Consider the following 25,593-nt stretch of genomic DNA (forward strand, 5'->3'; position numbering starts at 1 on the left):
GCGAGCAGGCTCGCTCCCACATTGGCAGCGCAAATCCTGTGGGAGCGAGCCTGCTCGCGAAGAGGGCGAACCAGTCAAAACTGCGCGTTAAGTGAACACTGATCCAACTGAGCGCCACCTTTTAGCGCGTCGCAATCAGGCAACAAATACCCCAACGGTCAGACGTCATTCCGGGCTCTGACCGCTCGTCACCTGTGCCTTGGGTGACACTCTTCCCCGGCACTGTTGATGCGCTTCCAAAAAGTGCTACCGATTTGCTCACACCCCGCGGGGTAGGGCATCTGCCAGCCTGATAACCCTTACGCGTCGACTGAGCTCTATAGACACATATAGACACATCGCGACGTCGTTTTCAGGAGTTATTGAATGCGCATTCAACTTTAGGCATGGCAATTGCTCTGTCATAACAAAGCCCCGTCTCACGCAAGAGAACGATGGCCATAACAAGAGCCTCCGCCTGAGGCCATCACCCGCTTTGTGTGAGGAGATACCGCGATGACGTCGTTCAACTCAGGGGCCCAACCCCAGAACCGTGCGCCTCAATCCATCGGCTTTTTGCTGCTGGACAATTTCACGCTGATTTCCCTGGCTTCTGCCGTAGAACCCCTGCGCATGGCCAACCAATTGTCCGGTCGCGAGCTGTATCGCTGGAGCACCCTCACCGTTGATGGCGGTCAGGTCTGGGCCAGTGACGGCCTGCAAATCACTCCTGACGCCTCCATGCACAAAGCCCCGGCCCTGGACACCGTGATTGTCTGTGGCGGCATCGGCATTCAACGCACCGTAACCCGTGAACACGTGTCGTGGCTGCAAAGCCAGGCCCGTCAGTCGCGCCGTCTCGGTGCGGTCTGCACCGGTAGCTGGGCCCTGGCGTGTGCCGGTCTGCTGGATGGTTTCGATTGCAGCGTGCACTGGGAATGTCTGGCGTCGATGCAGGAAGCTTTCCCGCGGGTGGCCATGAGCACTCGCTTGTTCACCCTCGACCGTAACCGGTTCACCAGCTCCGGCGGCACCGCGCCACTGGACATGATGCTGCACCTGATCAGTCGCGACCATGGCCGTGAACTGTCGGCAGCAATCTCGGAAATGTTCGTCTACGAGCGCATCCGCAATGAACAGGATCACCAGCGCGTGCCGCTCAAGCACATGCTCGGCACCAATCAGCCGAAGTTGCAGGAAATCGTCGCGCTGATGGAGGCCAACCTTGAAGAGCCGATCGACCTCGATGAACTGGCGGTGTATGTCGCCGTTTCACGTCGTCAGCTGGAGCGGCTGTTCCAGAAATACCTGCACTGCTCGCCGTCGCGCTACTACCTCAAGCTGCGGCTGATCCGCGCCCGGCAATTGCTCAAGCAAACGCCGATGTCGATCATCGAAGTGGCCTCGGTCTGCGGCTTTGTGTCCACACCGCACTTCTCCAAGTGCTACCGCGAATACTTCGGCATTCCACCGCGTGACGAGCGCGTCGGTTCCAACACCACCCAACAGGTGGCGATGATGCCGATTCCGCAGGCACTGGTGCTGGCACCGTTGTCCGGGCCGATGTCGGCGTTGAGTCAGGCGCGTAACGAGTCGACTTTCGCTAGTGTAAGGCTCTAAACCGCAGCGCCTTCATCGCGAGCCTGCTCGCTCCCACACTGGATCTGTGAACGACACAAAACCAATGTGGGAGCGAGCCTGCTCGCGATGGTGATCTATCAGGCGCTACGGCTTTGCTGGTACAGCGCCAATGCCGGCAGCAGTTGCTTGTCGATCGCCTGGCGCACGGCGGGCAGAATCGTTGCGCTGCTGGTGTACATGTCCTTGACCATTTTGCGCAGCTCATAGGCTCGCATGTCATCCAGGCCACGTACCGCGCATTCACAGGCCTGCTCTGCAGTGGCCCCCATCGGGACTTCAAATCCGCGTGCCTTGAGCTGGCCCAACAGGTCTTCCTGGTCAATCAAATCAGCGTGCATCATGACGCAATCCTTCTTCAGGGAACGGTGTCGTGGTTCGATTCTGGTAGGGGTGATGGGACGGGGCAAGGACGATTTGTCGCAATGGCCGCTATACCTATGAACAGGTCGTTTTCGACTAACTTGCGTGAGTGGGGAGTCGGCACACTGGACTCAGCTGGCTTCACGAAGGTTTGGTCACCCTCGCGCAACAGCTCCTCAACAGTAACTTCTGCCTCGATCCTGTCACGGCTTGATCGGGGCTTTTTTTTGTCTGTGAATCAGGTCGTTATGGGTGTCCGGTCTACCGCCATCGCGAGCAGGCTCGCTCCCACATGGGATCGCATACCCCTGTGGGAGCGAGCCTGCTCCGGGCGGCGTTCCGACGATGAACGATGACGCGGTCTAACGTTGCAACACCAAAATGCGCGACAACAATTCATCGCGATCGATGTAGCAGCCCTGGAAATGCCGGGCGCCGCTGCTGGGGTCGAAAGCGTTACGGGCATGCAGGGTTCGGCGGTTGTCGAAGCACCACATTTCACCAGGATTGAGTCGGGTGATAAGCCTGAAACGCGCTTCGCGGGTCATGGCGATAAACCGTCGATAGGCCCGGTACAACCTGGGCATTTGCTCGACCGATGCATCGAACGGCCCCCGCAGGAAATTCGCCATGCGGATTTCCGACACGTGCCCCAGCGYATCGAGGGCGATGATCGGTGCCAGGCAGCGGTAGTCGCTGTGGCGGTCCTTGTTGCGAAACTCCACGGGGATCTCGCACAGCGCCCGGAAGGCCTCGGGGTCTTCCTGACGCAAGGCGTCGGCAATGGCAAACCCGTCGACAAAAATGCTCTCGCCACCGTTCGCGTCATTGACCAGGCAATGCAGAAATTGCAGCCCCGGTTGCAACTCTCGTGTCGGCAGATCGCTGTGCAGTGGCAGGTTGAACGCGGTGTAAGCGTTGCTGTCGGCGTCGGCCTTGGATTGCACGTTGAACAAAACGCCGAAATTGCTCTCGCGGATAAACGAAATCCGCTTGGCGATGTGTGTCAGCGAGCCGGGTTCGGTAGGGATGCCGCGTACTTGGGACAGGCCGATATCGCGCAGTGCCAGAAGCCATTGCAGCAGTGCCTTGGGATCGTCCATCACCGCCTGGTACTCGAACACCGGCAGCTTCAGTTGGCTGTTCCACAGTTGGCTTTTCGGTTTGCCGGCACAACGTTCGGCGCGGGATTCATCGTCATAGGCGTGAGCACGCAACCAGCCGGGATCGAAGCGGCTGGTATGGCCGTCGAGCCAGTCGATAGACAGACAGCCCTGCGCATCCACTTGGGCTACGGAGGGGGACAGATCTTCAGCGACATCGACGATTTCCAGCACCTGTTCGCGGGTCACGGCATACACGCAAACCGGGCACGGACAGTTGTCGCGCAACCATTGATGATGAAAGGGGCTGACCCGACCATCGGCCCACTTCACCAGCACGTGATCCGCCAGGGTTTGCACGGTGGTCAACGCACTGATCAAAGGGTAACTGCGGAAGTCGGCAACAGCGGCGGCGGTGTTCATGCGAGCTCCTTGTCTTGATTGTTATTTTTCAGGCGGTAGGGCGATCACGCGGCCAATGTAGGCAGGGGTGGGCAGGTCCGATTGCAATGCGGTCATGGCCAGCAGTTTGTTCAGTACCGGCTCGCTGAACGGTGCCGAGCGTGGCCCCGCGAGGTCGACGTGCAGCAGCATTTGTTCGTTGCCCGCCAATTCCTTTTCGTCGCCGACCAGATGCAGGCTGTGATAGAGGTGCAGGCGTTTACGGTCGTGACCAATGATCTGGGTGTGCACCTCGACCTCGGCGCCGAGCTTCACTTCGTGCAGGTAATTGAGGTGCAGTTCGAGGGTGAACAGCGAGTTGCCGCTGGCTTCGCGGTTGTTGCTGTCCATGCCCAATTGATCCATCAGCGCATCGGTGGCGTAGCTGAAGATCAGCAGGTAAAACGCATCGCGCAGATGGCCGTTGTAGTCGACCCAGTCGGGGGCGATGGTGGTTGTGTAGGTGGTGAGGGTTGGCATTGTTCAGGTTCCGACGTTGGTGGTGACAGGACTGACGCTATCGCGAGCAGGCTCGCTCCCACAGGGTTTACGCTGTCTTTGTGGGAGCGAGCCTGCTCGCGATGGGGGCGGACCTGCTGGCGGGTTATTCGCTGAAGGTCATGCCATGTTTGGCCTTGGTGGTTTTCACTGCCTCCAGCACCGCCAACAAACAGTCATCACGATAGCGCTCCAGCGCCGAAATGCTGTGTTTGCCCAGTTGATCGCTGGTGCCGTCGACCACGTCGTCGATCAGCTTGTCGGTCAGTTCCGGTGCGGGCAGGTAAGTCCACGGCAGTTGCAGCGCCGGACCGAACTGTGCCATGAAGTGCCGCATACCAGCATCGCCACCGGCCAGGGTGTAGGTCAGGAACGTACCCATGAACGACCAGCGCAACCCCGCGCCAAAACGGATTGCATCGTCGATTTCGCCGGTGGTTGCCACGCCGTCGTTGACCAGGTGCAGTGCCTCGCGCCACAGTGCTTCGAGCAGACGGTCAGCGATAAAGCCTGGTACTTCCTTGCGCACATGCAGCGGGCGCATGCCCAGCGATTCGTACACCTTCATGGCTGCCTGCACCGCTTCCGGTGCCGTGTTCTTGCCGCCGACCACTTCCACCAGTGGCAACAGATAAACCGGGTTGAACGGATGGCCGACCACGCAACGTTCCGGGTGGGTCGAGCCCTCGTAGAACTCGCTCGGCAACAGCCCTGAAGTGCTGGAGCCGATCAGTGCATTGGGCTTGGCCGCTGCACTGATTTTGCTGTGCAGTTCGAGCTTCAGTTCAAAGCGTTCCGGGGCGCTTTCCTGGATGAAGTCGGCATCGCGCACGCATTCTTCGATGGTTGCGACAAAGCGCAGGCGATCCTGTGATGCGCCGGGTGCCAGGCCTTGTTTTTCCAGCGCACCCCAGGCATTGGCGACACGTTTGCGCAGCGCGGCTTCGGCGCCAGGCGCCGGGTCCCAGGCCACCACATCAAGACCATGGGCGAGGGCGCGGGATACCCAGCCGCTGCCGATGACACCACTGCCCAGTGCGGCGAATGTTTTGATTTCGGTGATAAAGCTCATGGTGAATTCCTGGAAGATTTGGTGATCCTGTGTGGGAGCGAGCCTGCTCGCGATGGCGGTATTCCTGCCGCAGATATGCGTTGGATGTACTGACGCCATCGCGAGCAGGCTCACTCCCACGGGGGGAAATAGGTGTGGTGTGGTTTAACCGCGCTTGGTCAGGCCCATCTTCGCCCGGCCTTCGGCTGGGGTCAGAACGCGGGCGCCGAGGCGGCTGAGGATTTCGCTGGCACGTTCGACCAGTTGGCCGTTGGTCGCCAGTACGCCGCGATCCAGCCAGATGTTGTCTTCCAGCCCGACCCGCACGTTGCCGCCCAGCAGCACCGCTTGAGCCGCCATCGGCATTTGCATGCGACCGATGCCAAACCCGGCCCAGACCGCATTGGCCGGCAGGTTGTCGACCATGGCTTTCATGGTGGTGGTGTCAGCCGGTGCGCCCCATGGGATGCCCAGGCACAGCTGGAACAGCGGGTCGTCGAGCAGGCCTTCCTTGATCAACTGTTTGGCAAACCACAGGTGACCGGTGTCGAAGATTTCCAGCTCGGCTTTTACGCCCAGCTCTTGAATGCGTTTGGCGCCAGCGCGTAGCTGGGCCGGGGTGGAGACGTAAATGGTGTCGCCGTCGCCGAAGTTCAGGGTGCCGCAGTCGAGTGTGCAGATTTCCGGCAGCAGCTCTTCGACGTGAGCCAGACGGGTCAGCGGGCCAACCAGGTCGGTGTTCGGGCCGAACTCCATCGGGTTCTCGCCAGCGCCGATTTCCAGGTCGCCGCCCATGCCAGCCGTCAGGTTGACGATGATGTCGACGTCCGCTTCGCGGATGCGCTCCATCACTTCACGGTACAGCGCCACATCGCGGCTGAACTTGCCGGTTTCAGGGTTGCGCACGTGGCAGTGGACCACGGTGGCGCCGGCTTTGGCGGCTTCCACGGCCGCGGCCGCGATCTGTTTTGGGGTGACCGGCACGTGTGGGCTCTTGGCGGTCGTGTCGCCAGCACCGGTGAGTGCGCAGGTGATGATGACGTCGTGGTTCATGGTGCGGTTTCCTTCAGACATGATTTTTGGGCGTAGCGGGCCCGCTCGCAGCCGAAACCGGCTGCGAAGAGGGGATTCATTCGGGTTTATTGACTGCTCAGTTGCAGGTTCTCGGCAGCCGGTTTGCCGTCGAAGGTGGTCACGCCTTCAAGCCAGCGCTGCTTGTCTTGCGGGTGATCCTTGAGCCATTGCTTGGCTGATTCGAACGCGTCCTTGTGATCGAGCAGCGGTTGCATCATCCGGCTCTCGTCTTCGGCGGTGAACGTCAGGTTGCTCAGCAAGCGGCTGACGTTCGGGCACTGGCTGGCGTAGTTCGGGGCGGTCACGGTCCAGACGGTGGCCGAGCCTTCATTCGGGCCCAGGGCGTCCTGGCTGCCGGTGAGGTAGGTCATTTTCACGTTGACGTTCATCGGGTGCGGCGCCCAGCCGAAGAACACCACGGCTTCGTTGCGTCGTACGGCGCGATCGACTGCCGCGAGCATGCCGGCCTCACTGGATTCGACCAGCTGGAATTTGCCCAGGCCGAACTGGTTCTTGGCGATCATTTCCTTGATCTGGGTGTTGGCGCCCGAACCCGGCTCGATGCCGTAGATCTTGCCGCCCAGTTCTTTTTCGAACTTGGCGATATCGGCGAAGGTTTTCAGGCCCTTGTCGGCGAGGTAGGTCGGCACGGCCAGGGTGGCACGGGCATCCTTGAGGCTCGGTTCGCTCAGGACGGTCACCTGCTTGCCGGCGACAAACGGAGTGATGGTCTGGGTCATCAGCGGATTCCAGTAGCCGAGGAACATGTCCAGGCGCTGGTCGCGGATGCCGGCAAAGATGATTTGCTGGGAAGCACTGGTTTGTTTGGTCTTGTAGCCGAGGCCATCGAGCAGGACCTGGGTCATGGCGCTGGTGGCGATCACGTCGGTCCAGTTCACCACGCCCATGCGCACGTTCTGGCAGGCGGCGGGGTCGGCAGCCATTGCGCCGGAACTCAAGAAAGCGGTACCACTGAGTGCGAGAACGCAGCTGCTGATCAGTCGTTTCATGGTGGGATCCTCGGCAGGTCGTTATTGTGGGGTCCGGCGTCTCTGTGCGCCGGTGATGTCACGTTACGCAGCTGAACCCTGCAGAAAACGCACAGCGGCGACCAGCTCTTGCACTGCAGCGACCTGTGCTCTTGTCTGTCGCTTGCAAGTGGCGTATCAACGTCCACACGCTGCCCGCCATCCGAGTGCGTTCCATGTCCCAGGATTTCTACTTTCTGTTGATGCCGGGTTTCTCGGCCATCGGTTTCATCTCGGCGATCGAACCGTTGCGGGTGGCCAACCGCTTTCGCGGCGAGTTGTACCGCTGGCATGTGCTGAGCGCCGACGGCGGTCCGGTATTGGCCAGCAACGGCATGTCGCTCAACGCCGATGCGGCGCTGGAACCACTGAAAAAGGGCGCGACCTTGCTGGTGGTCGCGGGGTTCGAGCCATTGAAGTTCGTCAACCCGACACTGGAGCACTGGCTGCGTCGCCTGGATCACGATGGCGTGACCTTGGGTGGCATCGACACCGGCAGTTTTGTCCTCGCCGAAGCGGGGCTGCTCGACGGCCACCGCGTGACCCTGCACTGGGAAGCCATCGATGCGTTCAAGGAGTCTTATCCACAGCTCAGCGTGACCCAGGAGCTGTTCGAGATCGACCGGCGCCGCATCACCTCCGCCGGTGGCACAGCCTCTATCGACCTGATGCTTGACCTGATCGCCCAGGCTCACGGCCCCGAGTTGGCGATCCAGGTCAGCGAGCAGTTCGTGCTCGGGCGCATCCGCCCGCGCAAAGACCACCAACGCATGCAGATCGCCACGCGCTATGGCATCAGCAACAAGAAACTGGTGCACGTCATTGGCGAGATGGAACAACACAGCGAGCCGCCGCTCAGCACGCTGGAACTGGCGGACTCGATCAAGGTGACGCGACGTCAGCTTGAGCGGCTGTTCCGCTTGCACCTCAACGACACGCCGAGCAATTTCTACCTGGGGCTAAGACTGGAAAAAGCCCGGCAACTGCTGCGCCAGACCGACATGAGCGTGCTGGAAGTGAGCATCGCCTGCGGGTTTGAATCGCCGTCGTATTTCACCCGCAGTTATCGGACCCGGTTTGCCCGCTGCCCGCGCGAGGATCGACGGCGATTGGGGGATGGGCGGGAGGTGGTTTGACAGGCATTTACAGTGATTTATACTCGACACTATAAATTATAGTAGTTTCAATAATTGAGTATAAAGCCATGTCGAAAAACACCGGTTTTGTATTTCGTCGCCCCAGCCTGGCTCAAAATATTGCCGATGGCTTGATGGGGACCGGAATCCAGGACTACACCTCTGGCCTGTTCCTGGCCGCGCCACGGCGTACAGGGAAAAGCACCTTCCTGCGCGAAGACCTGATACCGGAATGTGAATCCCGAGGTTGGTTGACGGTCTACGTTGATCTCTGGGCTAACAGGGAAAAAGATCCTGCTGACCTGATTGCCACCGCAATTGCGGGGGCATTGGTGCCGTATGAGAAGGGCATTCGAAAACTGGCCAAGTCGATGGGCGTCGAAAAACTCAGTTTTCTGCGTACGCTGTCCTGGGATTTCAGCAAGCCACAATTGCCCGAAGGCGCGACGCTGACTCAAGCCCTGGAACTGCTGCACAACGCTGCTGGCAAGACTGTTGTGCTGGTGATCGACGAAGCACAGCATGCGTTGAGCACTGACGCGGGAGTCAACGCCATGTTTGGGCTCAAGGCCGCTCGGGACCAGCTGAATCAAGGGCGTGAAGGCGATTCCAGTGGTTTGCGTCTGGTGTTCACCGGCTCCAATCGCGACAAACTGGCTCACCTTGTGCTGAGCCGAAACCAGCCTTTCTACGGTTCCAGCATTACTCCGTTCCCTCTATTGAGCAAAGCGTTCACCCAAGCCTACACCGTTCATTTGAATGCCCATTTGGCGCAGACCAACCAGTTTGTCGCTGAAGACATCGACGAGGCTTTCGAATTAGTGGGGCGCCGTCCTGAAATGCTCCGGACCATTATTGGTGAGGTAGCCCTGGAACTGGGCGAAGCAAGCAATCTGAGCCAATTGCTACGAAGCAGCGCCGAATTGTTGCGTGCCGGCGTGTGGACTGAGTTTGAAAGCGCCTGGAACGCCCTGACCGTTGCACAGCGTGCAGTATTGCAAGTCATGGTCGAGCGTTCGCAGAGCAACGAACCTTTTGCACCCTTCACCGACGCGACGTTGGTTGCGGTGACAAAAGCACTGGAAGCGATGGGCAGTGAGGTGGTGCCGGGCACACAGACCATCCAGGCGTGCATCGATGCCTTGCGTGAAAAGGAACTGGTCTGGAAATCGAATCGCGGCGCTTACGCGCTTGAGGACAAGTCGTTTGCCGACTGGCTCAAGCACTATCGCGCCCAGAAGGCTCAGTAAGCCTACTTCTTCATCAACCCGGAACATGCCGCCTTGTATGCCTCATGCTGATACTTGTTCAGCGTCGTCGGCAGGGCAAAGTCGAACTTCTTGTTCTGTGCATTGATGGTCTGCGGTGAGAGCAGGGTGACGTCGCAGTTGTCCAGCAACTGGAAAACCCCTTCGATCTTGAAGGTGGTCGGGCCTCCGGCGAATTCGCCTTTTTTGCTGCGCTTCTTGATTGCGATGCGCTGAATGCCGTTGTCACGAACAAAGGCGCCGACCTGCGCGGCGAAGGCTTTGACGTTGGCGGCTTCGTCATCGTCGTCGAGGGCGATCTTTTTGGTGCTCAGTGCGACATGAGTCAGCACCTGATTGTCGAGGGAGGCAACGGCGATGATCGCTTCGCTGCCTTTGATTTCGATACCGCAGATTTTCATGGACACGCCTTGAGATGATGGGGCTGTAGCCGGGCCGTAGAACCGCGCTTACTGCTGGCCGATCGATTCCAGAAACTCCGACCGTTCGTCGCTCTTGCTCGCCAGGCAATCGTTCAGGTCCATGGTGTAGGTCTTGCTGCCCACCGCTGCGGGGAACGCTGCAATCGCGCAATCGGCATCCCGCGATTTCATCCAGAGCTGCTCGGCAGTCTGGAGTTTGCCGGTGATGTCTGCCAACTGCGCCTTGTTGTTCGCATATTGGGTTTTCATCCGATCCAGCAACCCCTGGAAATTGTCCTTGAGCAGTTGTTCGGCGGTGTTTTTGCTATAGGTCGAACATTCCAGGGTCTGGACGTCGTTTTCGACCGCATCGCACGGGTTTTTGTCGGCTTCTTCTGCCGCCTGTACGCCGGTCGCTATCAGTGCCAAAGCCAGGAAGATCGATTTCATTGCGTTGCCGCCCCTTGTTCCAGTAATGCATCCAGTGATGCGGCGAATTCTGGCCCAACTATTCGGGAAAGAACAGGAGGGCAAAGGGCCTGCGGTGAGACCCTTTGTCGCGTATTGACGCTTTCGGCAATTCCCCTGTCGTTTTTGCACCCGGCTGCCCCGTCCCTCAAGCATATGCTGACCCAAAGCGCCGGCAGACGATTCGGCGCATGAATCGCTAATAGGGGACTGCCTGATGAGCCCAGCCGAATTGCACGCCGACAGCATCGTTATCGACGGGCTGATTATTGCCAAGTGGAACCGCGAGCTGTTTGAAGATATGCGCAAAGGCGGCTTGACCGCGGCCAACTGCACCGTGTCGGTGTGGGAGGGGTTCCAGGCAACCGTCAACAACATCGCCGCCAGCCAGAAGCTGATCCGTGAGAACAGCGACCTGGTGATTCCGGTGCGCACCACCGCCGACATCCGCAAAGCCAAGGAGCAGGGCAAGACCGGCATCCTGTTCGGCTTCCAGAACGCTCACGCCTTCGAAGACCAGATCGGCTATGTCGAGGTCTTCAAGCAGCTGGGCGTCGGTATTGTGCAGATGTGCTACAACACCCAGAACCTGGTCGGTACCGGTTGCTACGAGCGCGATGGCGGCCTGTCGGGTTTCGGTCGTGAAATCGTTGCCGAGATGAACCGCGTCGGCGTCATGTGCGACCTGTCCCACGTCGGCTCGAAGACTTCCGAAGAAGTCATCCTCGAATCCAAGAAGCCGGTGTGCTACTCCCATTGCCTGCCGTCGGGTCTGAAAGTGCACCCGCGCAACAAGTCCGATGAAGAATTGAAGTTCATCGCCGATCACGGCGGTTTCGTCGGCGTGACCATGTTCGCGCCGTTCCTGGCCAAGGGTATCGATTCGACCATCGACGATTACGCCGAAGCCATCGAATACACCATGAACATCGTTGGCGAAGACGCCATCGGCATCGGCACCGACTTCACCCAGGGCCATGGCCAGGACTTCTTCGAATACCTGACCCATGACAAGGGCTACGCCCGCCGTCTGACCAGCTTCGGCAAGATCATCAACCCGCTGGGCATCCGCACCGTGGGCGAGTTCCCGAACCTGACCGAAACGCTGCTCAAGCGCGGCCATTCCGAGCGCGTCGTGCGCAAGATCATGGGCGAAAACTGGGTCAACGTCCTGAAAGACGTTTGGGGTGAATAACACCATTTTCAACCAACTATCCCTGTAGCAGCTGCCGAGGTACGAGGCTGCGTTGCGGTCCGCAGGACCGCCCTCGGGGGGCCGCTTCGCAGCCCAACGCAGCCTCGTGCCTCGGCAGCTGCTACATATCGCCTCAATACAACGAATTCTGGAGTTTTACGCATGGCCAAGATCGCCCCACAACTGCCAATCGAAGTCGACAGCGAAACCGGTGTCTGGACCTCTGACGCCCTGCCGATGCTGTATGTACCGCGTCACTTCTTCGTCAACAACCACATGGGCATCGAGGAAGTGCTGGGCGCTGACGCCTATGCCGAGATCCTCTACAAGGCTGGCTACAAGTCCGCCTGGCACTGGTGTGAAAAAGAAGCTGAATGCCACGGCCTGGAAGGCGTTGCGGTGTTCGAGCACTACATGAAGCGCCTGTCGCAACGTGGCTGGGGCCTGTTCAAGATCCAGGACATCGACCTCGACAAAGGCACTGCCAGCGTCAAGCTCGAGCACTCGGCATTCGTCTACGTCTACGGCAAGGTCGGACGCAAGGTCGACTACATGTTCACTGGCTGGTTTGCCGGTGCCATGGACCAGATCCTGCAAGCGCGCGGCAGCAAGATTCGCACCGTCGCCGAACAGGTTTACGGTGGCTCTGAAGAAGGCCACGACGACGGCTTGTTCACCGTCAAGCCGTTGTAAGTCGAGGATCCTGCCATGGCTTTCGAAGCAATGTTCCAGCCGATTCAAATCGGCAAACTGACCATCCGCAACCGCGTGCTCAGCACCGCGCACGCCGAGGTTTACGCCACCGACGGCGGTATGACCACCGATCGGTACGTGAAGTACTACGAAGAGAAAGCCAAGGGCGGGATCGGCCTGGCGATTTGCGGCGGTTCTTCCAGCGTCGCCATCGACAGCCCGCAAGGCTGGTGGAAGTCGGTCAACCTGGCCGACGACCGGATTATTCCGCACTTCCAGAACCTGGCTGATGCCATGCACAAGCATGGCGCCAAGATCATGATCCAGATTACCCACATGGGCCGTCGTTCGCGTTGGGATGGCGAGCATTGGCCGACCCTGCTGTCGCCGTCGGGCATCCGTGAACCGGTGCACCGCGCGACCTGCAAAACCATCGAGCCGGAAGAAATCTGGCGGGTGATCGGCAACTACGCCAGTGCTGCTGCGCGTGCCAAGGCCGGTGGCCTGGACGGCGTAGAACTGTCGGCAGTGCACCAGCACATGATCGACCAGTTCTGGAGCCCGCGCGTCAACAAACGTACCGACGAATGGGGCGGCAGTTTCGAGAACCGCATGCGTTTCGGCCTGGAAGTAATCAAGGCTGTGCGTAAGGAAGTCGGTCCGGACTTCTGCGTCGGCATCCGTATCTGCGGTGACGAATTCCACCCTGATGGCCTGAGCCATGAGGACATGAAGCAGATCGCCAAGTACTACGACGACACCGGCATGATCGACTTCATCGGCGTCGTGGGTTCGGGGTGCGATACCCACAACACCCTGGCCAACGTTATCCCCAACATGAGTTATCCACCGGAGCCGTTCCTGCACTTGGCGGCCGGTATCAAGGAAGTGGTCAAGGCCCCGGTGCTGCACGCGCAGAACATCAAGGACCCGAACCAGGCAACCCGTATTCTGGAAGGCGGTTACGTCGACATGGTCGGCATGACCCGTGCGCACATCGCCGACCCGCACCTGATCGCCAAGATCAAGATGGGCCAGATCGACCAGATCAAACAATGCGTGGGTGCCAACTACTGCATCGACCGTCAGTACCAGGGTCTGGACGTGCTGTGCATCCAGAACGCCGCGACCTCCCGTGAATACATGGGCGTACCGCACATCATCGAGAAATCGACCGGTGTGAAACGCAAAGTCGTGGTGGTCGGTGCTGGCCCTGCGGGGATGGAAGCGGCACGTGTAGCCGCCGAACGTGGCCACGACGTGACCCTGTTCGAGAAGAAAGAATTCATCGGCGGACAGATCACTACCGCCTCGAAAGCCCCGCAACGGGACCAGATCGCCGGTATCACCCGTTGGTTCCAGCTGGAACTGGCGCGTTTGAAGGTCGACCTGCGCCTGGGCGTGGCCGCCGACGCGGCGACCATTCTCGACCTGCGTCCGGACATCGTGGTGCTCGCCGTTGGCGGTCATCCGTTCCTGGAGCAGAACGAACACTGGGGCGCGGCTGAAGGCCTGGTGGTCAGCAGTTGGGACGTGCTCGACGGCAAGGTTGCGCCGGGCAAGAACGTGCTGGTCTACGACACCATTTGCGAGTTCACCGGGATGTCGGTTGCCGACTACCTCGCCGACAAGGGCAGCCAGGTCGAGATCGTCACCGACGACATCAAGCCGGGCGTGGCCATCGGCGGCACGTCGTTCCCGACGTACTACCGCAGCATGTACCCGAAAGAAGTGATCATGACCGGCGACATGATGCTCGATAAGGTCTACCGCGAAGGCGACAAGCTGGTGGCGGTACTGGAAAACGAATACACCGGCGCCAAAGAGGAGCGGGTGGTCGACCAGGTCGTGGTCGAGAACGGCGTGCGGCCGGACGAAGAAATCTACTACGCGCTGAAGGAAGGCTCGCGCAACAAAGGCCAGATGGATATCGAAGCCTTGTTCGCGATCAAGCCTCAGCCATCGTTGAGCCAGTCGGGTGACGGCTACTTGCTGTTCCGCATCGGTGACTGCGTGGCCCAGCGCAACACGCACGCGGCGATCTACGACGCGTTGCGGTTGTGCAAGGATTTCTAACGGATTTACCACCATCACCTGTGGCGAGGGAGCTTGCTCCCGCTGGGCTGCGAAGCAGCCCCAAAACCTGCAGTCGAGGTGTATCAGGTGTACACCTGAGACTGTTTTGGGAGCGCTTCGCACTCCAGCGGGAGCAAGCTCCCTCGCCACAAGTAGGTGCGTCGCTCTCATCGGCACGCACATGACCCCGAGGTCTTTGGGAGCTCCACCATGTTAAACACCCTTCTTCCCATCCTGCTGTTTGCTGCCCTGGGCCTGGCTGTCCTGGGCGCGTTGCGGCGGGTGGCCATGTGGCGCCGGGGCCGTGCGTCCAAGGTCGATCTGATCGGCGGCCTGCTGGCCATGCCCAAACGCTACATGGTCGATCTGCACCACGTGGTGGCGCGGGACAAATACATCGCCAACACCCACGTCGCCACGGCGGGTGGTGCGGTGGCGTCCATCGTGCTGGCGATCCTGGTTCACGGTTTTGGCCTGCATAACCGTTTCCTCGGTTATGCACTGTTGTTGATGACGGCAGTGATGTTCGTCGGGGCGATCTTTGTTTACCTGCGTCGGCGCAACCCGCCGGCGCGTTTATCCAAAGGTCCGTGGATGCGCTTGCCGAAAAGTTTGCTGGCATTCTCGGCGTCGTTCTTCCTGGTGACCCTGCCGGTGGCGGGCATCCTTCCGGAAAACTTCGGCGGTTGGCTGTTGGCGGCGATCCTCGGTGTCGGCGTGCTGTGGGGCGTGTCCGAGTTGTTCTTCGGCATGACCTGGGGCGGGCCGATGAAGCACGCCTTCGCCGGTGCCTTGCACCTGGCCTGGCACCGTCGCGCCGAACGTTTTGGTGGTGGTCGTTCTACAGGTCTTAAACCGCTTGACCTGAACGATCCGCAAGCCCCCTTGGGCGTGGAAAAGCCCAAGGATTTTACCTGGAACCAACTGCTCGGCTTCGACGCCTGCGTGCAGTGCGGTAAATGCGAAGCGGCGTGCCCGGCGTTTGCCGCTGGCCAGCCGCTGAACCCGAAAAAACTGATTCAGGACATGGTCGTCGGCCTGGCCGGCGGCACTGACGCCAAGTTCGCTGGCAGTCCGTACCCAGGCAAGCCGATTGGCGAGCACGCCGGTAATCCGCATCAACCGATCGTCAACGGTCTGGTGGACGCTGAAACCCTGTGGTCTTGCACCACTTGCCGTGCCTGCGTTGAAGAATGCCCGATGATGATCGAGCACGTTGACGCCATCGTCGACATGCGTCGCCATCTGACCCTGGAAAAAGGCGCGACCCCGAACAAGGGTGCCGAAGTCCTGGAAAACCTGATTGCCACCGACAACCCAGGCGGTTTCGCGCCGGGTGGGCGGATGAACTGGGCGGCGGACCTGAACCTGACACTGCTCAGCGAGAAGAAATCCACCGACGTGCTGTTCTGGGTTGGCGACGGTGCATTCGATATGCGCAACCAGCGCACCTTGCGCGCCTTCGTCAAAGTGCTGAAAGCCGCGAAAGTCGACTTTGCCGTGCTCGGTCTTGAAGAGCGTGACAGCGGCGACGTGGCTCGCCGTCTGGGCGACGAAGCGACCTTCCAGCTGTTGGCCAAACGCAACATCCAGACCCTGGCCAAATACAGCTTCAATCGCATCGTTACCTGCGATCCGCACAGCTTCCACGTGCTGAAGAATGAATACGGCGCCTTTGATGGCAACTACCTGGTGCAGCACCACAGCACCTACATGGCGGAAATCATCGACGCTGGCGCGCTCAATCTGGGTCAGCACAAAGGCGACAGCGTGACCTACCACGACCCGTGCTACCTCGGCCGCTACAACGGCGAATACGAGGCACCGCGCCAGGTACTGCGTGCGCTGGGGATCGAGGTCAAGGAAATGCAACGTTCCGGTTTCCGTTCGCGCTGCTGTGGCGGTGGCGGCGGTGCGCCGATCACTGACATCCCGGGCAAGCAACGGATCCCCGACATGCGCATGGACGACATTCGCGAAACCGGTGCCGAGCTGGTGGCCGTGGGTTGCCCACAGTGCACGGCGATGCTCGAAGGCGTGGTCGAACCACGACCGCTGATCAAGGACATTGCCGAACTGGTGGCCGACGCGCTGCTTGAAGATGCGGCGCCCAGCAAGTCACCGGCACCGATTAAACGTCAACCCGCGGAGGCCCACTGATGAGCGACATTATCCGCCGCGATCCGCGTGCTGAATGGATCGCCCGCAACCGTCTGCATCCGCTGCATGCCGCCATGCAACCGGTGGAACACAGCTGGATGGGCCCCAACGGGATCATTCGCAAGAATCCTCACGGCATTGGTTTCATCGGCCCCAATGGCATCAAGCGGATCGACCGCAGTGGTGCCCAGCAAGGCGGGGCGACCAAGCGTACGGCCGCCGTTGAAGTGCAATTGCCGCTGCATCAGGTGGCGACGCCTGCGTTCTATATCAGCGTGGTGCCGGACATGGTCGGCGGCCGTTTGAGCAGCCACGACCGCGACCTGCTGGGCCTGGCCCATCAATTGGCCGGCAAGGACGGTGCCGTGTTGGCGGTGGTCTTTGGCGAACACAAGGAAAGCGCCTTCGCCACCGCGGGCGTCGACCGCCTGTTGGTGCTCGATGGCGAAGAATTCGAGGGTTATGCACCGGAACAGCGGGTCCAGGGCCTGCGGGCTGTGGATAACCAGTTCAGTCCTCGTCACTGGTTACTGCCGGACAGCCGCACCGGTGGCGGTGAGCTGGGGCGGCGCTTTGCCGCGGCACTCGGTGAACGCCCGGCCACGCGGGTCTGGCAGGTCAAGGATCAGGAGTGCATCGGCCGCGCCGGTGCCGGTCTGCAAGACTTGGCGCGCCCTGTCGCACGGTTGATTCTGGCGGCGGTGGAATGTGCCGAGCCGGTCAGCGAAACCCGTCATGAAGCGTTGCCGGTGGAGTTATCCACAACGGTTGCGCGCAGTCTGTCGCGGATCGAGGACCTGGGCGCGGTAGCGGTCGACCCGGCCGCCATCCCCATGGCCGAAGCCGAGTTCATCTTCTCGGGCGGCAACGGGGTCAAGGACTGGAATCTTTTCCACAGGACGGCGGCGGCGTTGGGCGCGACCGAAGGCGCATCGCGGGTGGCCGTGGACGACGGTTTCATGGCCCGCGACCGTCAGGTCGGCGCCAGCGGCACCTGGGTCACGGCGCGGGTCTACGTGGCGGTGGGGATTTCCGGGGCGATCCAGCACCTGCAAGGCATCGGTGCCTGCGACAAGGTGGTGGCGATCAACCTCGATCCTGGCTGCGACATGATCAAACGTGCCGACCTGTCGGTGATAGGTGAAAGCGCAGAAATTCTTCAGGCCTTGATCGCGGCGGTAGAGGCTTACCGCAACGACGCCAAGCGCGATGCGGCTTAAGAGAAGGAAAGGGTTATGAGTACTCATGTAATCAGCCTGGTGTCGATCGGCGCCCACCCGACCTCGGGCCGGCCACGCCGCGCCGAGCAGGATGCGCGGGCGGTTGAACTCGGTCTGCAGTTGGCTGGGGATAACCTGCAAGTGCTGCACGCTGGTGATGTCGAGGAACCTGCGCTGCGGGCTTACCTGGGCATGGGCCTGGAACAACTGCTGGTGCTCGAGCAGCCCCAAGGCGCCGATGCGCTGCCAGCGTTGAGCGCTTATTTGCGCGATGCCGGGGCGCAGGTCGTGCTGACCGGCAGTCAGGCGGAAACCGGTGAAGGCTCGGGCATGTTGCCGTTCCTGCTGGCGGAAAGCCTGGGCTGGCCGCTGGTGGTCGGGCTGGCGCAGGTCGAATCCATCGACGGCAGTTCGGCCCTGGTGCTGCAAGCCTTGCCCCGTGGCCAGCGTCGACGCTTGAAGGTGCGCCTGCCGTTTCTCGCCACGGTGGATAACGCCGCGCCCAAGCCCCGGCAAAGTGCCTTCGGCCCGGCTCGACGTGGGGTGTTGCACGCCGAAGACGTTGAAATTATCAACGATGAATTGCTCGCGGTTGCAACGTTGCAACCGGCCAAGCCACGGCCAAAACGCCTGAAAGTGATCAAGGCCAAGAGCGGCGCCGACCGGATGAAAGCCGCAACGGCCAAGGCCAGCGGCGGCGGTGGGCAAGTGCTCAAGGGCTTGAGTGCCGAGGCTGGGGCTGAGGCAATTCTCAAGTTGCTGATTGAAGAAGGCGTGGTTCGCTAACGGTCCTGTGGAGCCCGGTAAATGGCAGTTGAATTTCGTTCGGCCCTGCGCACGGATGCGCGGGAGATTGCTCGCCTGTTTCAGATTTCATCGGAAGGCGCCGCGGATTACATCTGGAGCCAGCTGGCGGAGCCCGGCCAGGACCTGCTGGATGTCGGTGCCAGTCGCTACGCCCGCGAAGATGTGGATTTCTCCTATCAGAACTGCCTGATCGCGCAGGCAGAGGGCAAGGTCATTGGCATGCTGCACAGCTATGTGATGCGTCACGATCCGCTGGCCGCTCCCGTCACTGATCCAGTCCTGGCGCCATATGCCAATCTGGAAATCCCCGACACCCTCTATATATCGAGCTTGGCGCTTCACGAGGGCTGGCGCAATCAGGGCTTGGGCCAACAATTCCTCGCCTACGCTTACGACCGTGCCAACCAGTTGGGGCTCAACGGCTTGAGCCTGATCGATTATGCGTCGAACACCGGTGCCCGTCGGTTTTACGAGCGACATGGCTTCCGTGTCGTCGATACCTGCCAGATCACACCCCATCCGATGATTCGGGTCACGGGTGAAGCCTATTTGATGTATCGGCCTTAAGGCATCAACCAAGTTCCTGTGGGAGCAAACCTGCTCCCACAGGGGTGATGTATTTACCCACAATCCCTGTTAGCGCTTCTGTGGATAACATGTTCACCCCTCGCTGCACCCCACGCATCTCAAGCCCTGCAAGCCCTTGTACGAAAAACAACCAGCCTAACCCCGCGTTTTTTCGAGCTTTTTTCAGTGGATAAGGGCGTGTGTAGCTCACGACTTGCCCCCAATCTCTGTTGGCGCTTCTGTGGATAAGATGTTTGCTGTCCGCTGTAAGCCATACAGGTCGTGGCTTTCAAGCTTCTGGTTAATAAATGACCAAATGCTGGGTTTTACCCTCCGCTGACTGTTCAAACCCACGAAATATGCAGCCTGGACGTGGTTTTCCACAGCGCACTGAATAGTTTGCACAGTTGCCCCCAAAGTCTGTTGGCGCTTCTGTGGATAAGGTGTTTGCGATCCTCTGTGGGCCATGAAAAACGTGGCTTACAGGGTTTTGATCAAAAAATAGGCAGTGGCTGTCGAAAACCGATCAATTGAATAAGTCACGGATTTTCTTCAGTTTCTGTGGAGAAAACTTCCGGCCTTTCCACAGTTGTCCCCATTAGCTGTGGGTGGAGGTGTGGATAACTTGTTCGCGGAAGGCTGTACGCCACGTTCCATATAGGCTGGAACGCGATAGATCATATTTCGTACAGTTCTAAAGACCAGGGGGTGTGTATTCAGGGGCGGGATGTAGTGACAGGTAGGACGCTATCGCGAGCAGGCTCGCTCCCACATTGAATGATGGTGTTCGCAGCATTTGTGAACACCACCAATCCCCTGTGGGAGCGAGCCTGCTCGCGATGCTTTTGGATCTTAACCGTGAACCGGCACGCCTTTGAGGTAAGGCGCAGGTTCTGCACCCAGGTTGTTCAACAGGCGCTCGCTGTACCAATCCACGAAGTTCACCACGCCGAACTCGTAAGTCTTGGAGTACGGGCCTGGCTGGTACGCCGTGGAGTTGATCCCGCGTTGGTTCTCTTCGGCCAGGCGACGGTCTTCGTTGTTGGTCGCATCCCAGACTTCACGCATGCGCTCGACGTCGTAATCCACGCCTTCGACAGCGTCCTTGTGCACCAGCCATTTGGTGGTGACCATGGTTTCCTGCGCGCTGATCGGCCACACGGTGAACACAATGATGTGATCGCCCATGCAGTGGTTCCACGAGTGCGGCAGGTGCAGGATGCGCATGGAGCCCAGGTCCGGGTTCTGGATCCGGCCCATGAGTTTCTTGCAGGCTTGCTTACCGTCGAGGGTCATCGACACGGTGCCCTTGAGCAGCGGCATACGCACGATGCGGTTACGCAGGCCGAAGCTGGCGTGTGCGTAAGGAATCTTCTCGGCTTCCCAGGCAGCGGCAGAAGCGGCTACGTGGTCCTTGAACGCCTGGTCGGCACGCGGGTCGGTGACGTCGTCCCATTCCAGCAGGGTTTTCAGCAGTGCCGGGTGCGACGCGTTGCAGTGGTAGCACTCGCGGTTGTTTTCCAGCACCAGTTTCCAGTTGGCCTGTTCTACCAGGGTGGTTTGCACCGCCACCTTGGTGTTTTCCATGTCGTACGGTTCCATGTAATGGCTCAGTGTCGACAGGAAGTCATCGATGGCCGGCGGGTTTTCCGCGAGGCTGACGAAGATGTAGCCGCCAGCGGTCTTCACGTTGACCGGTTTCAGGCCGTACTGCTTCATGTCGAAGTCGTCGCCCATCTCGGAGCCGGCGAACAGCAGGCGCCCGTCGAGTTCGTAGGTCCACTGGTGGTAATGGCAGACCAGCTTGGCGACTTTGCCTTTTTCGCTGGTGCACAGACGCGAGCCACGGTGACGGCAGACGTTATGGAAGGCATGGACCACGCCTTCTGCGCCGCGAATCACAATGATCGGGTTCTTGCCGATCTGCAGGGTCAGGAAGTTGCCCTTGGTCGGGATTTCGCAGGTCATGCCGGCGATCAACCACTCTTTCTGGAAGATCTCCTGCATGTCGATATCGAACAACCGCTCATCAGAGTAGAACGGCTGTGGCAGCGAAAATGTACGCTCGCGCTCATGCAGCATCTGCGCGGTGGCCTTGCGTGCGGGTTCCAGTGGATCGCCCAAGCTCAAGGTAGTGGTGACGTCCATCGTTTAAGTCCTCATGGCCATCTGTGTGGCCGGCGAATAGTGGCTACGGTTTGTGCAACGCAAGGCAGAAAACAGCGTTTATCTGTTGAAGCGAGTGTGGGGCCGGCGCAGGCTGGAACCTTATCCATGGGCGACATGGCCCAATCTGTTCCCGACGCTCAACCCCCGGTGGTTGTGGGCTGGTCGCGATAAGTACGTGAATGTCGTAGATAGGTAAGTGGCCACTGCACACCTTGAGCAGAATCGGCAACATGAGGTCGACAGTCGACCGTGGAGATCAGCATGTCCAATAGTTTCCTGAACCCGGTAACCACCCAGACCTGGGCCAATGGCCGGCACATTGTCCGTTGCGTCAAAGTCATCCAGGAAACCTGGGACGTGCGGACCTTCTGCTTCATGGCCGACCAGCCGATCATGTTCTTCTTCAAACCGGGGCAGTTCGTCACCCTGGAACTGGAGATCGAGGGCGTACCGATCATGCGCTCGTACACCATTTCCAGTTCGCCGTCGGTGCCTTACAGCTTTTCGGTAACCATCAAGCGCGTACCGGGCGGCAAGGTTTCCAACTGGCTGCACGACACTCTGCACGAAGGCCAGGAGCTGGCGGTGCACGGGCCGGTCGGGCTGTTCAACGCGATGGATTTCACCGCACCGAAAGTGCTCTATCTCAGCGGCGGCGTCGGGATCACCCCGGTAATGTCCATGGCTCGCTGGTTCTACGACACCAACGGCAATGTCGATATGGTGTTTATCCACAGTGCCCGCTCACCAAAAGACATCATCTATCACCGCGAGCTGGAGCACATGGCGTCGCGGATCGACAACTTCAGCCTGCACCTGATCTGCGAGAAGCATGGCATGGGTGAGCCGTGGGCTGGTTATCGCGGTTACCTGAACCACAAAATGCTCGAGCTGATGGCGCCGGACTTCCTTGATCGCGAAGTGTTCTGCTGCGGCCCGACGCCGTACATGAACGCGGTCAAGCGCCTGCTGGAGGCCGCTGGCTTCGACATGAAGCGCTATCACGAGGAGTCCTTCGGTGCCACGCCGCCCGAAGCCCGCGCCGATGCCGTGGAACATGCCGAACAAGCTGCTGACGCGCCGGCAATCGACGCCGCTGACCTGCATCAGGTTGAATTTACCGCGTCCGGCAAAAGCATCCGCGTGGCGCCAGGTGAAACCGTACACGCCGCCGCCGCCAAACTTGGCCTGCTGATTCCGAAAGCCTGCGGGATGGGGATCTGCGGAACGTGCAAGGTGATGAAGCTGGGCGGGGAGGTCGAGATGGAGCACAACGGCGGGATCACCGAAGAAGACGAAGCCGAGGGTTACATCCTGTCGTGCTGCAGCGTGCCGAAAGGGGATGTGCGGATCGAGTTCTGATGTGAAGTTAGACGGGGGGGGCAACTTCAAGAGCCCCCCCTCGCCCCAGCCCTCCCGAAACGTCGGACCGCCCCAGTGGGGAGAGGGGAAAGGGAGCAGATCTTCACGCTTTTCAAACCTGAGTTCGACTCGACATCTCAGGTCGCAGTATCTCGAAAGTGCACAGCCCGATCAGTTCCCTCTACCCCCTGGGGAGAGGGCTAGGGTGAGGGGGGGATTCAGCTGATACTCCACAACCCTATCAAGCGCCTCAGTCCAGTCAGGCGCTCATCACTTCCCGAATATCCGCCGCCAATTCCCGTACGCGTTCTACCTCGGTATCCCACGAGCACATGAAGCGTGCGCCGCCCTTGCCGATGAAGGTGTAGAAACGCCAGCTCCTGGCGGTCAGTGCTGCAACGGCCGATTCCGAGAGTTGCAGAAACACGCCGTTGGCTTGCACCGGGAACATCAGTTCAACGCCCGGAATGTCGCTTACCAGCTCGGCCAGCAACTGCGCGCAGTAGTTGGCGTGACGAGCGTGTTTGAGCCAGGCGTCGTTTTCCAGCAGGCCGACCCATGGTGCCGAGAGGAAACGCATTTTCGACGCCAGTTGCCCGGCCTGTTTGCAGCGGTAGTCGAAGTCTTCGGCCAGCTTGTGGTTGAAGAACAGAATCGCCTCACCCACCGCCATGCCGTTTTTCGTCCCGCCGAAGCACAACACGTCAACGCCGGCTTTCCAGGTCAGGTCCGCAGGCGTGCAACCGAGGAACGCGCAGGCGTTGGAGAAGCGCGCACCGTCCATGTGCAGGTTCAGGCCCAGTTCCTTGCAGGTGGCGCTGATGGCGCGGATTTCTTCCGGGGTGTAGATGCTGCCGACTTCGGTGGCCTGGGTCAGGGTTACGACACGCGGTTTCGGGTAGTGGATGTCCTGGCGCTTGAGGGCGATTTCGCGGATCGATTCCGGGGTCAGCTTGCCGTTTTCAGTACGTGCGATCAGCAGCTTGGATCCGTTGGAGAAGAATTCCGGCGCGCCGCATTCGTCGGTTTCGACGTGGGCGGTTTCCGAGCAGATCACGCTATGGTAGCTCTGGCACAGCGACGACAGCGCCAGGGAGTTGGCAGCGGTGCCGTTGAAGGCGAAGAACACTTCGCAGTCGGTTTCGAACAATTTGCGGAAATCGTCCGAGGCGCGTGCCGTCCACTCATCGTCGCCATAAGCGCGTTGGTGGCCTTGATTGGCCTGTTCCATGGCGGCCCAGGCTTCCGGGCAGATACCGGAATAGTTGTCGCTGGCGAATTGTTGGCTCTTGTCGGTCATGGCCGGCTCCGTGGTCGATGATGGTGCGCACTGTACCCAAGATTGGCAGGGGAGCACACGCCCTGTTTCTGTAGGAAAAATGCAAACAGCTTGGGAGATTATGCGCGTGTCTACTGCAAACCTTGAAACACCTGCTCGCCGCATGATCCTTCAGCATTTTCCCCTTGATCCCGGGTCATGTCGTAAACGCACCTTTGCGTGGCGTCCATAGGCATTTGACCTGTCTGCGCCGGTCATACCATCGCTTCCAAAGGGCACTGCCGCAAGGTACGTGCCTCACCGAGACGAAAGGCGCACAAGCCGCCGCTGGGAGAGACGCGATGTTCAGCAAGCAAGACCAGATCAAGGGTTACGACGATGCACTGCTGGCGGCGATGAATGCCGAAGAGCTGCGCCAGGAAGATCACATCGAGCTGATCGCGTCAGAGAACTACACCAGCAAACGCGTCATGGAAGCGCAAGGCAGTGGCCTGACCAACAAATACGCCGAAGGTTATCCGGGCAAGCGCTACTACGGCGGCTGCGAGCACGTCGACAAGGTCGAAGCGCTGGCCATCGAACGCGCCAAGCTGCTGTTCGGTGCTGATTACGCCAACGTCCAGCCGCACTCCGGCTCGTCGGCCAACAGCGCCGTTTACCTGGCCCTGCTGCAAGCCGGCGACACCATTCTCGGCATGAGCCTGGCGCATGGCGGTCACCTGACCCACGGCGCCAAGGTGTCGTCCTCGGGTAAGCTGTACAACGCCGTGCAGTACGGCATCGACACCAAAACCGGCCTGATCGACTACGACGAAGTCGAGCGTCTGGCCGTCGAATGCAAGCCGAAGATGATCGTCGCCGGCTTCTCGGCTTACTCCAAGACTCTGGACTTCCCACGTTTCCGTCAGATCGCCGACAAGGTGGGTGCGCTGCTGTTCGTCGACATGGCGCACGTTGCCGGTCTGGTCGCTGCCGGCCTGTACCCGAACCCGCTGCCGTATGCCGACGTGGTGACCACCACCACCCACAAGACCCTGCGCGGTCCGCGTGGCGGCCTGATCCTGGCCAAGGCCAACGAAGAAATCGAGAAAAAGCTCAACGCGGCTGTCTTCCCCGGTGCCCAGGGCGGCCCGCTGATGCACGTGATCGCCGGTAAGGCGGTGTGCTTCAAGGAAGCGTTGGAGCCTGGTTTCAAGGCTTACCAGCAACAAGTGATCGACAACGCACAGGCAATGGCCAGCGTTTTCATCAAACGTGGCTACGATGTAGTGTCCGGCGGTACTGATAACCACCTGTTCCTGGTGAGCCTGATCCGTCAGGGCCTGACCGGTAAGGAAGCCGACGCCGCTTTGGGTCGTGCCCACATCACCGTGAACAAGAACGCCGTACCGAACGATCCACAATCGCCGTTCGTCACCTCGGGCCTGCGTATCGGCACCCCGGCGGTCACCACTCGCGGCTTTAAAGTTACCCAGTGCGTTGAACTGGCCGGCTGGATCTGCGACATCCTCGACAACCTCGGCGACGCCGATGTCGAGGCCAATGTTGCCAAGCATGTGGCAGCTGTGTGCGCGGACTTCCCGGTTTATCGCTGAGCGCGGTTTTGGAGCAAATGAC

22 protein-coding genes are annotated in these 25,593 nt (G+C 60.0%); 12 read left to right on the forward strand and 10 right to left on the reverse strand.

Features of this window, described 5'->3' with window-relative positions:
• Window positions 1-495 precede the first annotated feature (495 nt).
• Window positions 496-1,599, forward strand: a complete 1,104-nt coding sequence (gene gbdR, locus AC1DHT_RS01725) for a choline metabolism transcriptional regulator GbdR (RefSeq protein ID WP_071553003.1) — start codon at window positions 496-498, stop codon at window positions 1,597-1,599.
• A gap of 98 nt (window positions 1,600-1,697) precedes the next feature.
• Here gbdR and AC1DHT_RS01730 read toward each other — a convergent pair whose 3' ends face one another.
• The 6 genes from AC1DHT_RS01730 to choX form a co-directional block, all read right to left on the reverse strand.
• Window positions 1,698-1,961, reverse strand: coding sequence for a hypothetical protein (locus tag AC1DHT_RS01730; protein ID WP_427534024.1), 264 nt, complete (start codon window positions 1,959-1,961; stop codon window positions 1,698-1,700).
• Window positions 1,962-2,342: 381 nt separating this feature from the next.
• Window positions 2,343-3,506, reverse strand: a complete 1,164-nt coding sequence (locus AC1DHT_RS01735) for a gamma-butyrobetaine dioxygenase (protein WP_477761220.1) — start codon at window positions 3,504-3,506, stop codon at window positions 2,343-2,345.
• Between the two features lie 21 nt (window positions 3,507-3,527).
• Entirely contained in the window at window positions 3,528-4,004 is a 477-nt protein-coding gene (locus AC1DHT_RS01740; RefSeq protein WP_442114413.1) for a thioesterase family protein, read from the reverse strand.
• A gap of 124 nt (window positions 4,005-4,128) precedes the next feature.
• Window positions 4,129-5,094: an L-carnitine dehydrogenase gene (locus AC1DHT_RS01745; RefSeq protein WP_427545101.1), complete on the reverse strand. Its 966-nt coding sequence runs from the start codon at window positions 5,092-5,094 to the stop codon at window positions 4,129-4,131.
• Window positions 5,095-5,238: 144 nt separating this feature from the next.
• Window positions 5,239-6,126 (reverse strand): 3-dehydrocarnitine:acetyl-CoA trimethylamine transferase CdhC, encoded by an 888-nt coding sequence (gene cdhC / locus AC1DHT_RS01750; RefSeq protein WP_019694008.1) that lies wholly within the window; start codon window positions 6,124-6,126, stop codon window positions 5,239-5,241.
• A gap of 86 nt (window positions 6,127-6,212) precedes the next feature.
• Complete coding sequence (gene choX, locus AC1DHT_RS01755) at window positions 6,213-7,157, reverse strand: choline ABC transporter substrate-binding protein (protein ID WP_054594384.1); 945 nt, start codon at window positions 7,155-7,157, stop codon at window positions 6,213-6,215.
• Between the two features lie 194 nt (window positions 7,158-7,351).
• Between choX and AC1DHT_RS01760 the strand changes: the two genes are divergently transcribed.
• Both AC1DHT_RS01760 and AC1DHT_RS01765 read left to right on the forward strand, forming a co-directional pair.
• Window positions 7,352-8,311: a GlxA family transcriptional regulator gene (locus AC1DHT_RS01760; protein WP_103322148.1), complete on the forward strand. Its 960-nt coding sequence runs from the start codon at window positions 7,352-7,354 to the stop codon at window positions 8,309-8,311.
• A 68-nt stretch (window positions 8,312-8,379) separates the two neighbouring features.
• On the forward strand, window positions 8,380-9,561 hold the full coding sequence (locus tag AC1DHT_RS01765; protein ID WP_427545099.1) for an ATP-binding protein: 1,182 nt from the start codon (window positions 8,380-8,382) through the stop codon (window positions 9,559-9,561).
• Window positions 9,562-9,563: 2 nt separating this feature from the next.
• On the opposite strand, the gene AC1DHT_RS01770 is transcribed toward AC1DHT_RS01765, so the two are convergent.
• Together AC1DHT_RS01770 and AC1DHT_RS01775 are read right to left on the reverse strand one after the other, a co-directional pair.
• Window positions 9,564-9,980, reverse strand: coding sequence for a DUF3010 family protein (locus tag AC1DHT_RS01770; RefSeq protein WP_427545097.1), 417 nt, complete (start codon window positions 9,978-9,980; stop codon window positions 9,564-9,566).
• A gap of 48 nt (window positions 9,981-10,028) precedes the next feature.
• Window positions 10,029-10,430: a lysozyme inhibitor LprI family protein gene (locus AC1DHT_RS01775; RefSeq protein ID WP_019694004.1), complete on the reverse strand. Its 402-nt coding sequence runs from the start codon at window positions 10,428-10,430 to the stop codon at window positions 10,029-10,031.
• 235 nt (window positions 10,431-10,665) lie between these two features.
• Here AC1DHT_RS01775 and AC1DHT_RS01780 point away from each other — a divergent pair, with 235 nt between their 5' ends.
• From AC1DHT_RS01780 to AC1DHT_RS01810, 7 genes are all read left to right on the forward strand, one after another.
• Window positions 10,666-11,643, forward strand: coding sequence for a dipeptidase (locus AC1DHT_RS01780; protein WP_007907542.1), 978 nt, complete (start codon window positions 10,666-10,668; stop codon window positions 11,641-11,643).
• A gap of 162 nt (window positions 11,644-11,805) precedes the next feature.
• Entirely contained in the window at window positions 11,806-12,336 is a 531-nt protein-coding gene (locus AC1DHT_RS01785; RefSeq protein WP_008033249.1) for a DUF5943 domain-containing protein, read from the forward strand.
• A gap of 15 nt (window positions 12,337-12,351) precedes the next feature.
• Complete coding sequence (dgcA, locus tag AC1DHT_RS01790) at window positions 12,352-14,412, forward strand: dimethylglycine demethylation protein DgcA (protein ID WP_427545906.1); 2,061 nt, start codon at window positions 12,352-12,354, stop codon at window positions 14,410-14,412.
• Between the two features lie 210 nt (window positions 14,413-14,622).
• Entirely contained in the window at window positions 14,623-16,572 is a 1,950-nt protein-coding gene (gene dgcB / locus AC1DHT_RS01795) for a dimethylglycine demethylation protein DgcB (protein ID WP_427545904.1), read from the forward strand.
• Window positions 16,572-17,792, forward strand: a complete 1,221-nt coding sequence (gene etfA, locus AC1DHT_RS01800) for an electron transfer flavoprotein subunit alpha (RefSeq protein ID WP_054594378.1) — start codon at window positions 16,572-16,574, stop codon at window positions 17,790-17,792. Before dgcB ends, etfA begins: the two co-directional genes overlap by 1 nt.
• A gap of 15 nt (window positions 17,793-17,807) precedes the next feature.
• A complete protein-coding gene (gene etfB, locus AC1DHT_RS01805) occupies window positions 17,808-18,578 on the forward strand; it encodes an electron transfer flavoprotein subunit beta (RefSeq protein WP_145014360.1) in 771 nt (256 codons plus the stop codon).
• A 21-nt stretch (window positions 18,579-18,599) separates the two neighbouring features.
• Window positions 18,600-19,166, forward strand: a complete 567-nt coding sequence (locus AC1DHT_RS01810) for a GNAT family N-acetyltransferase (RefSeq protein ID WP_427545902.1) — start codon at window positions 18,600-18,602, stop codon at window positions 19,164-19,166.
• An 852-nt stretch (window positions 19,167-20,018) separates the two neighbouring features.
• Here AC1DHT_RS01810 and gbcA read toward each other — a convergent pair.
• Complete coding sequence (gbcA, locus tag AC1DHT_RS01815; protein WP_427545900.1) at window positions 20,019-21,314, reverse strand: glycine-betaine demethylase subunit GbcA; 1,296 nt, start codon at window positions 21,312-21,314, stop codon at window positions 20,019-20,021.
• A gap of 282 nt (window positions 21,315-21,596) precedes the next feature.
• On the opposite strand from gbcA, the gene gbcB reads away from it, so the two are divergent.
• The gene (gene gbcB / locus AC1DHT_RS01820; RefSeq protein ID WP_427545898.1) at window positions 21,597-22,697 is read left to right on the forward strand and encodes a glycine-betaine demethylase subunit GbcB; all 1,101 of its coding nucleotides are present in this window, start codon (window positions 21,597-21,599) and stop codon (window positions 22,695-22,697) included.
• A 259-nt stretch (window positions 22,698-22,956) separates the two neighbouring features.
• On the opposite strand, the gene AC1DHT_RS01825 is transcribed toward gbcB, so the two are convergent.
• Window positions 22,957-23,997: a threonine aldolase family protein gene (locus tag AC1DHT_RS01825; RefSeq protein ID WP_427545896.1), complete on the reverse strand. Its 1,041-nt coding sequence runs from the start codon at window positions 23,995-23,997 to the stop codon at window positions 22,957-22,959.
• Between the two features lie 320 nt (window positions 23,998-24,317).
• On the opposite strand from AC1DHT_RS01825, the gene glyA reads away from it, so the two are divergent.
• Window positions 24,318-25,571, forward strand: a complete 1,254-nt coding sequence (gene glyA / locus AC1DHT_RS01830) for a serine hydroxymethyltransferase (protein ID WP_103315868.1) — start codon at window positions 24,318-24,320, stop codon at window positions 25,569-25,571.
• The last annotated feature ends 22 nt before the right edge of the window (window positions 25,572-25,593 follow it).

The organism is Pseudomonas sp. 05N432, assembly GCF_056396945.1.

Bases quoted from the DNA above. Each gene is read 5' to 3' on its own strand.
- gbdR (WP_071553003.1), top strand. From the start codon at position 496: ATGACGTCGTTCAACTCAGGGGCCCAACCCCAGAACCGTGCGCCTCAA.
- AC1DHT_RS01730 (WP_427534024.1), bottom strand. From the start codon at position 1,961: ATGATGCACGCTGATTTGATTGACCAGGAAGACCTGTTGGGCCAGCTC.
- AC1DHT_RS01740 (WP_442114413.1), bottom strand. From the start codon at position 4,004: ATGCCAACCCTCACCACCTACACAACCACCATCGCCCCCGACTGGGTC.
- AC1DHT_RS01745 (WP_427545101.1), bottom strand. From the start codon at position 5,094: ATGAGCTTTATCACCGAAATCAAAACATTCGCCGCACTGGGCAGTGGT.
- cdhC (WP_019694008.1), bottom strand. From the start codon at position 6,126: ATGAACCACGACGTCATCATCACCTGCGCACTCACCGGTGCTGGCGAC.
- choX (WP_054594384.1), bottom strand. From the start codon at position 7,157: ATGAAACGACTGATCAGCAGCTGCGTTCTCGCACTCAGTGGTACCGCT.
- AC1DHT_RS01760 (WP_103322148.1), top strand. From the start codon at position 7,352: ATGTCCCAGGATTTCTACTTTCTGTTGATGCCGGGTTTCTCGGCCATC.
- AC1DHT_RS01765 (WP_427545099.1), top strand. From the start codon at position 8,380: ATGTCGAAAAACACCGGTTTTGTATTTCGTCGCCCCAGCCTGGCTCAA.
- AC1DHT_RS01770 (WP_427545097.1), bottom strand. From the start codon at position 9,980: ATGAAAATCTGCGGTATCGAAATCAAAGGCAGCGAAGCGATCATCGCC.
- AC1DHT_RS01775 (WP_019694004.1), bottom strand. From the start codon at position 10,430: ATGAAATCGATCTTCCTGGCTTTGGCACTGATAGCGACCGGCGTACAG.
- AC1DHT_RS01780 (WP_007907542.1), top strand. From the start codon at position 10,666: ATGAGCCCAGCCGAATTGCACGCCGACAGCATCGTTATCGACGGGCTG.
- AC1DHT_RS01785 (WP_008033249.1), top strand. From the start codon at position 11,806: ATGGCCAAGATCGCCCCACAACTGCCAATCGAAGTCGACAGCGAAACC.
- dgcA (WP_427545906.1), top strand. From the start codon at position 12,352: ATGGCTTTCGAAGCAATGTTCCAGCCGATTCAAATCGGCAAACTGACC.
- dgcB (WP_427545904.1), top strand. From the start codon at position 14,623: ATGTTAAACACCCTTCTTCCCATCCTGCTGTTTGCTGCCCTGGGCCTG.
- etfA (WP_054594378.1), top strand. From the start codon at position 16,572: ATGAGCGACATTATCCGCCGCGATCCGCGTGCTGAATGGATCGCCCGC.
- etfB (WP_145014360.1), top strand. From the start codon at position 17,808: ATGAGTACTCATGTAATCAGCCTGGTGTCGATCGGCGCCCACCCGACC.
- AC1DHT_RS01810 (WP_427545902.1), top strand. From the start codon at position 18,600: ATGGCAGTTGAATTTCGTTCGGCCCTGCGCACGGATGCGCGGGAGATT.
- gbcA (WP_427545900.1), bottom strand. From the start codon at position 21,314: ATGGACGTCACCACTACCTTGAGCTTGGGCGATCCACTGGAACCCGCA.
- gbcB (WP_427545898.1), top strand. From the start codon at position 21,597: ATGTCCAATAGTTTCCTGAACCCGGTAACCACCCAGACCTGGGCCAAT.
- AC1DHT_RS01825 (WP_427545896.1), bottom strand. From the start codon at position 23,997: ATGACCGACAAGAGCCAACAATTCGCCAGCGACAACTATTCCGGTATC.
- glyA (WP_103315868.1), top strand. From the start codon at position 24,318: ATGTTCAGCAAGCAAGACCAGATCAAGGGTTACGACGATGCACTGCTG.